The following is a 2,611-nucleotide window of genomic DNA, read 5'->3' on the forward strand; positions in this document are numbered from 1 at the left end:
ACAAAACCAATGACAACCGCCATCATAACTATAAGTGCTGGTTCAATAAGAGAAACTGTTCCTTCAATTGTTGATTCAACATCTTTATCATAAAAATCAGAAATTTTATGAAGCATTTCATCAATAGAACCTGATTCTTCACCAACACTGATCATCTGGACTATCATTTTTGGATATAATTCTTCTTTATCATCAAGTGTTTTTGATAAGTTTTCTCCTTCTCTAACACGAGCTCTTGCTTCTACCAGTGAATTAGCATAAACCTTATTATTTACAACACTTTCTACAATTGAAAGAGATGATAAAAGATCAACTCCACTATCCATCAAAATAGCAAGAGTACTTGTTAAACGAGAAATATAAACTTTCTTAAACATTTTACCAAAAGCGGGTATTTTTAAAATTAATCTATCTATTGCTTTCTTACCAGGAGCCGTTCTATAATATCTAACTCCTATATAAAATAATGCTACAAAAAATATAATAATTGCCCACCAGTAATTTTGCATAAATGAGCTAAAACCCATTAACATTCTGGTTGGTAATGGTAACTGAGCACCAAAACCTGAAAACATATCTACAAAAGTAGGTACAACATTTGTTACCAAAAAGATAATAACTGATACAGCTACTAAAAGAATAGCTGCTGGATAATACATTGAAGATCTAATTTTTTTATTAAGTTCATTCTGTCTTTCATAGTGATTTTTTAATTTGATTAGTACTTTATCCAAAACACCACCGGCTTCTCCAGCCTTTATAAGTTGAACATATAGATTTGGGAAAACATCTGGAAATTCACTCATGGCTTCTGCTAAACTGGCTCCTGTTTCTACATCTTCCTGAATTTTTATAACCACCTCTTTTAAACGAGGATGATCAATCTGTCTACTCATAATTTCTAAAGATTCAACAAGACTAACACCAGCATTAATCATAACTGAAAATTGCTGACTGAAAATAGCTAAATCACTAATAGTAACTCTTTTATTAAATTTAAAAAACTCCATGACATCCGTTTTTTCTTTCTTTTTCTTTAAATTTGTTACAAAATAGCCTCTTTCCTTGAGTTGCTTAACAACAGTTTCCGAATTATCAGCCTCTATCTTTCCCTCAATTTTGTCACCAGCCTTATTTTTAGCAACATATTGAAATTTTGGTGTCATGGAATCAACCCCTTTTCAAATTATAAATTCACATTACTTAACTATAACTATTTAATCTTTTTTTCACATAATCCCGATTATCAGATCTTCTTAAAGTTGTCTGTCTATCAATAAGTCCATTTTTATATAAATCAATTAAATAATTATCCATTACCATCATTCCATATTTTGCTCCAGTCTGCATTACAGATCTTAATTGATGACTTTTTCCATCTCTTACAATATTTTTTACAGCTGGTGTTCCAATTAAAACTTCTAGTGCAGCAACTCTACCTTCCTCATCTGCCCTCGGTAATAACTGCTGTGATATAACACCTTTTAAAGTTGAAGCCAACTGGACTCTAACCTGTTCCTGATGTTCTCCGGGAAAAACATCAATAATTCTATCAATAGTTTTGGGAGCATCATTTGTGTGTAAGGTAGCTAAAACAAGGTGACCGGTTTCTGCAGCCTGTAAAGCAATAGAAATTGTATCTAAGTCTCTCATCTCACCAACAAGGATTACATCCGGATCCTGTCTTAAGGAAGATCTTAAACCATCTGCAAAAGATGTTGTATCTATTCCAACTTCTCTTTGATGTATAATACATTTTTGATGTTCATGTAAATACTCTATTGGATCTTCTAAAGTTATAACATGTCTTCTTTTATTTCTATTCATCTCATCTATCATTGCTGCTAAAGTAGTTGATTTACCACTACCAGTAGGTCCCGTACACAAAATAAGTCCCATTCTCTGTAAGGCTAATTTTTTTAAAACTTCTGGATGATTGAGTTCATCAATAGTTGGAATATCTTTTGGAATAACTCTTAAAGCTAAACTTACAGCACCTCTTTGATAATAGGCATTTACTCTAAAACGGGAAAACCCAGGTACACTATAGGAAAAGTCAATTTCACCTTTTTCCTGAAATTCTTCCCACTGTTTATCATCTGTCAAATCTCTTGCTATTTCCTTTAATTCTTCAGGAGAAAACTTTTTATCATACTTTTCCAAAATTTTTATATCCCCATTATAGCGTATGATTGGTTTTGAATTAACTGACAAATGTAAATCTGATACATTCTCGTCATCAACAACCTCTTTTAACAAATTGTCTATTTTCATATTTAACACCTCATATTATTAATCTGGCTATTTCCTGATAACTTGTTAAACCTTCTTTTACTTTTGTTTTTCCATCTTCAGTTAAAGTAATCATTCCCTTTTCTTCTATGGCATATTTTTTTAATTCTGCTTCACTGGCTGAATTTGTTATCATTTCTTCTACATTTTCATCTACTACAAACACTTCCTGAACAGCAAGTCTGCCACTATAGCCGGTAGAATTACAGGTATCACAATGATCTTCAGCTGCTTTGTAAATTATGTCGCCTTCTTCAAGACCTAAAAACATTTTCTCCTCCGGACCAGGCTTATGTTCAACTTTACAATCAGGACACAA

General features: G+C 32.2%; 3 protein-coding genes. All 3 read right to left on the reverse strand.

Translation table 11 applies throughout. The features are described from left to right. On the reverse strand, positions 1-1,166 hold a 1,166-nt coding region (locus VJ881_06125), incomplete at its 3' end, for a type II secretion system F family protein (GenBank protein ID HKL75626.1). Positions 1,167-1,203: 37 nt separating this feature from the next. After that, the gene (locus VJ881_06130; protein ID HKL75627.1) at positions 1,204-2,274 is read right to left on the reverse strand and encodes a type IV pilus twitching motility protein PilT; all 1,071 of its coding nucleotides are present in this window, start codon (positions 2,272-2,274) and stop codon (positions 1,204-1,206) included. Positions 2,275-2,284: 10 nt separating this feature from the next. Beyond that, positions 2,285-2,611, reverse strand: a 327-nt coding sequence (locus VJ881_06135; GenBank protein ID HKL75628.1) for a type II secretion system protein GspE, incomplete at its 5' end; no start/stop codon positions are given.

The sequence above is a fragment of the Halanaerobiales bacterium genome (genome assembly GCA_035270125.1).
GTDB lineage: Bacteria > Bacillota > Halanaerobiia > Halanaerobiales > DATFIM01 > DATFIM01.